The organism is Bacteroidales bacterium (genome assembly GCA_018334875.1).
GTDB lineage: Bacteria > Bacteroidota > Bacteroidia > Bacteroidales > UBA12077 > JAGXLC01.
The window spans coordinates 13,198-18,631 of record JAGXLC010000061.1; the positions used below are offsets into that span (position 1 = coordinate 13,198).

The following is a 5,434-nucleotide window of genomic DNA, read 5'->3' on the forward strand; positions in this document are numbered from 1 at the left end:
TCAAGTTGTTCTGCAGTCAGATCGTCTAGGCTGCCTACACCTAGTTCGGAAAGTAAGTCACTAAAAGCATCGTTGGTAGGAGCAAAAACTGTATAGGGTCCTTCACCTTCAAGCACTGATGCCAGGTCAGCTTTGGTCAGTGCCTCAACTAATGTTGAGAACTGATCGTCACCTGATGCGGTTTCCACGATGTTTTTGGGTGCATCATCCGGCAGAAGGACCTTGTCGATCACATGAATCACACCGTTGGTTCCCTGAATGTCTGCAGCAGTAACGGATGATTTGCCGTTGATCATTACTGAAGAGCTTACATCAACGGCTATATCATTGCCATTGAGTGTGGTAACCCTGCCAGAGCTCAAATCGGAGGACAAAACATTGCCGCTTACTACATGATACTTAAGTATGGGAATCAAATCATCCTTGGTCAAATCGTCCAGACTTGAAGCACCAAGGTCTGAGAGCAATTCCTCAAAAGCTGCGTTGGTGGGAGCAAAGACGGTAAATGGACCTTCTCCACTGAGTGTTTCAGCCAATTCAGCCTTCACAACGGCGTCAACCAGTGTGCTGAAATCGCCGTTGTTAATTGCCATGTCAACCACGTTGGGCGGCATAAGCACCTTGTCGATCTCATGGATCACACCGTTATCGGCTTCAATATCGGCTGCGGTTACTGCCGAAGAACCGTTAAGCATGACTCCGTCATCGGTGTTAATCAAAAGAGAGGCTTTGGTGTCGTCGGCCCCCGGGCTCAATGTCGGCACATAACCGTTTGACAGATCGGTTGACATTACATTTCCGCTAACTACGTGATACAGCAGGATGGGTTCAAGTTGTTCTGCAGTCAGATCGTCTAGGCTGCCTACACCTAGTTCGGAAAGTAAGTCACTAAAAGCATCGTTGGTAGGAGCAAAAACTGTATAGGGTCCTTCACCTTCAAGCACTGATGCCAGGTCAGCTTTGGTCAGTGCCTCAACTAATGTTGAGAACTGATCGTCACCTGATGCGGTTTCCACGATGTTTTTGGGTGCATCATCCGGCAGAAGGACCTTGTCGATCACATGAATCACACCGTTGGTTCCCTGAATGTCTGCAGCAGTAACGGATGATTTGCCGTTGATCATTACTGAAGAGCTTACATCAACGGCTATATCATTGCCATTGAGTGTGGTAACCCTGCCAGAGCTCAAATCGGAGGACAAAACATTGCCGCTTACTACATGATACTTAAGTATGGGAATCAAATCATCCTTGGTCAAATCGTCCAGACTTGAAGCACCAAGGTCTGAGAGCAATTCCTCAAAAGCTGCGTTGGTGGGAGCAAAGACGGTAAATGGACCTTCTCCACTGAGTGTTTCAGCCAATTCAGCCTTCACAACGGCGTCAACCAGTGTGCTGAAATCGCCGTTGTTAATTGCCATGTCAACCACGTTGGGCGGCATAAGCACCTTGTCGATCTCATGGATCACACCGTTATCGGCTTCAATATCGGCTGCGGTTACTGCCGAAGAACCGTTAAGCATGACTCCGTCATCGGTGTTAATCAAAAGAGAGGCTTTGGTGTCGTCGGCCCCCGGGCTCAATGTCGGCACATAACCGTTTGACAGATCGGTTGACATTACATTTCCGCTAACTACGTGATACAGCAGGATGGGTTCTAGCTGATCTGCACTGAGGTCGTCAAGTGATCCGACTCCAAGGTCGTCTAAAAGACTTTCAAAGGCCTCATTTGTGGGTGCAAAAACCGTAAATGGGCCATCCCCTTTTAGGGTAGAGGCTAAATCTGCTTTTTCCAGGGCTTGTACCAGGGTTGAATAAGAATCATCGGAAGATGCTATATCCACAATAGTTTCTTCTTCCGTCTCCATGATCTCATCCTTTTCTTCTTCCTCTTCACAGGCAGTAAGCCCCATCATGGCTACAATTCCAATAACCATGAGCAATCTGAGATTTTTCTTTAATGTTTCCATAATAATTTAAATTTAGAATTAATAACTATCGTTAAACGCACAGACATAAATTTTGTTTAAAATAAAAGATAAAATATTTAACAATATTACGAATTCTAAATAATTTTATGTCCTGTATATTATGAAAACATTCCAAAAATATGATGTTTTAAGCGCATTAAATATGCTTGATATAAATAAGTATATTTTAAATAAAACAACAACTATGTTTCATGAGGATGAGGATGCAGAAAAGGGGTATATCATAAATTGAATAGGGTCATAAACCCGCATCCACTGAATTTTGCTACAAGAAAATGATTAATATGCGGGTTCAATGGGGATTGATCTGAATTGCTCAAGTTGTGCTGCTATATTATATTGTATTACAGAATTTTAATAAACTTGAACAAGAATTAATTATTCTTGAATAATTCGGGTTGAGGCAAAAGAAAATATTCTTTCCCTGTTTTCAGAGTTATTGGTTTTTAGAAATTCTGAGAAGGGGGATGCGGTAGGAGAGGGAATAGGTGATAAATATGGAAGTGTTCGATTCAGGGCTTCCGTATCCCGGAATCAACCAGGGCTTCATTTCTGTTCCTTTCTGCCGGAATAGCATCAACTGGCCTCTGATCGACCAACCCATAAAAAAGTTTTTAAAAACTTCCGTTTTGATTCCTCCAACAACTTCTGCCCAAAAGGAATTAATCCTGTGTGAGGGGATGCTCTCTGTGTAATCTCCCCAATACTCGTTTGATAGGACGATACTTTCTGCCTGATGACTGAGCGTGGCCCCACCCAAACGAAAACCTGCATAAAGCATATCGTAACGGCTTAGCGGTTGAGGTTCCAGAAAGTTGCGATCGAATCCGATTTTTCCATAATATCCGTTGGAAAGATAGTGGTGGGTTGCTTCCTTCCGGTCTGTTTCCAACCTGCCTGCCTCAGCAGTGGCATAATATTTCGGATTGATTTCAAAATCCCCGGTTATACCTATATTTTTCCTTGACGGTACAAAATATTGCCAGGCAAACCCCGATACATCCACTCCGATACGGGGGCCTTTGATTTTTTCCTCCTGGGTTCTGGCTTCGGGAGTACTAGTTGCCAGTAGTATCAGGAGGAGGAAAATATATTTTAAAATGTTCTTCATCTTCGTTTTGAGTAATTCTTTTATTGGTGACTTTTATTGAATCGATAAGATGGTGTGAGGCAGTTGCCTCTTCTATGAGAAAATCCGTTATAAAACCGCAGGATTGGGAAATCAGATTCAGCTCCCGGATATATTTGATCTTTACCGTGTCATTGATTGGGCCGATAACAAAAATGAAGTGGCTGGAATCTTTGGTAGGATCAAGGGGAAGTCTGGCATTCGAGCGGTTGGCTAAAGAGTCATAAAGCAGTGAATCGGGCCTGGTTTCAGCATATATGGATAAAGTAGTATCGATAGCTGCACCGGTTTCAACACCCTCGTCAAAAGTATAAAATCCAAATCCGGCATCATTCCGAAGGGACTGGTCGCATTCCTGCTCTTCGCATGAGAAGAATGAGAATGCCATGGTTACTGCAAATAAAAAAGGTAAAAATTTTTTCATTGTCCGGAACTTTCCCGGTTTGTTGAATTTCAAGATGCCAGTCAAAAGTAAAGAATTATGGGGGTAATACAATATTTTATAATTAAGTTTTTGTGTTTTCCCGACGTTCAGGGAAAATACAAAAAGGGAAAGAAGGGTTTTTCAGGCTTTAACTTTTATCTCCGAAGCCAGGGCAAACGATTTATCGTCAATGGCCCTCTGGGTGGCCAGTATTCCGTCAAGATGGTCATATTCATGCTGCAGGAGTTCAGACAGATCGTCTTCCAGGTCCCAGGTCTGCTCGTTCCAGTTTTCGTCCAGATATCTTATGCTGCATTTTTTATGCCTTCTGACTTTCACCAGAAGATTGGGAAAGCTCATGCAGTCATCCCAAAGCTCCATCATTTCCGTGCTGTGATTGTATAATGCAGGATTGATCAGAATCAGGGGGCGATCCATATACAGGGCAATCATCCGCTTTTGGTATCCGATCTGGGGAGCAGCTATGGCACGGCCGGCAACGTAGGACTTCCGGTATTCAATGATGAGGTCGTGCATTTCGGAAGCTTTGCTCAGGGCCACAGGCAGCTCATCTTTCGTCAAACTTTCGGATACTTCGTGAAGTTTGGGATTGCCAAGTTTTAGGATTTTATGGAGGTTGCTCATTGTTAATCGTTAATAGAGTGAATATAGCTTTTCAGGTATCTTTTAATTTTTTTCAAATTTATAATATTCGAGGCCGGTATAAAAAGCCAAATATTGGCTGATAAGCCGAGTGCCTTTTTAGACTAGACTCATTAATATATAAACCCGAAAAGCCATAACGGTATTTTATATTCGTAGCCGATTTCAATATCATCAGCAGCCAAAAATGCATCTGATATGCCGATGATTTGTTTTCTTGTTTTGTATTTCCCCCCTACTTCAAATGTATATTTGCCATTGATAAAAAAATCCCCTTTCTGAGTATAGGTGAGGCTGTTATCATTACTCAACTGATGCATGAAGAAGGTTTCCCGGATGCTGCCTTTCTCTGGTAATACCTCCGCTAATGCATAGATTAGATTGGTATTGTTCAGGTAAATTTTTTCAGGTTTTTGCAGATGTCCCACTCCTCTTTTAGATGAAAACAGATGATTGGTTATTCCTGCATCTCTTAACATGCCTAAATAAGTTATTAGTGTATTTCTGTATATACCGGTTTTTTCGCTGATCTTTTGAATATTGGGTTTGAATGGCACAGAATTGGCAATTACATATAACAATTTTTTTATTGATGTAATGCTTTGTGGGGTAATATTTGTAAATGCTGGTAAATCAATTTCAAGCATTACATCAATGGCACTAGCTAATCTTTCTTGGTAAGTTTTAGGATATTCGATAAAAAAAGGATAAATCCCCGATTTTAAGTATTCTTCAAAATATTGCAAAGGCCTGATTTGGTTTAAAACTTCATTTGAATATTCCACATGATTTTTTAGTATATCCCTAAATGCTAACTTTTTAAAATTTTTACCTGTAATGAAATTTAAATATTCTCTGTAAGATAAACCATGCAACGTATAGATTTTAGCCCTTCTGCTCAGATCACCCCTGGCTTTTGCCAAATGCAACATGGATGAACCGGTAAAAACAACTTTAAGATTGGGATGGTCGTCATAAATGTTTTTCAGTTCAATTGCCCAATTTTTATAGCGGTGAACTTCATCCAAAAATAGATGTGTTCCTCCCTTTTTGACAAAATTATCAACAAATTCTACCAGTGAATGTCCATAAAAATATATATCATCAAGACTGACATAGAGTCCTTTTGCCTGCTTCGACAAGTATTTTTTGATATATTGAAGGATCAGTGTGGTTTTTCCGACACCCCTTGCTCCCTTTATACCTATAAGCCTTTCCTCCCAATGG

General features: G+C 41.3%; 5 protein-coding genes. All 5 read right to left on the minus strand.

Translation table 11 applies throughout. The features are described from left to right. Window positions 1-1,970: fasciclin domain-containing protein (locus KGY70_07335; GenBank protein MBS3774981.1), on the minus strand; the 1,970-nt coding region annotated here is incomplete at its 3' end. A gap of 457 nt (window positions 1,971-2,427) precedes the next feature. Then, window positions 2,428-3,102, minus strand: coding sequence for a hypothetical protein (locus KGY70_07340; protein ID MBS3774982.1), 675 nt, complete (start codon window positions 3,100-3,102; stop codon window positions 2,428-2,430). Beyond that, window positions 3,050-3,544, minus strand: coding sequence for a hypothetical protein (locus KGY70_07345; protein MBS3774983.1), 495 nt, complete (start codon window positions 3,542-3,544; stop codon window positions 3,050-3,052). Before KGY70_07345 ends, KGY70_07340 begins: the two co-directional genes overlap by 53 nt. Window positions 3,545-3,685: 141 nt before the next feature. Beyond that, entirely contained in the window at window positions 3,686-4,189 is a 504-nt protein-coding gene (locus KGY70_07350; GenBank protein ID MBS3774984.1) for a peptide deformylase, read from the minus strand. 131 nt (window positions 4,190-4,320) lie between these two features. Next, window positions 4,321-5,434: AAA family ATPase (locus KGY70_07355; GenBank protein ID MBS3774985.1), on the minus strand; the 1,114-nt coding region annotated here is incomplete at its 5' end.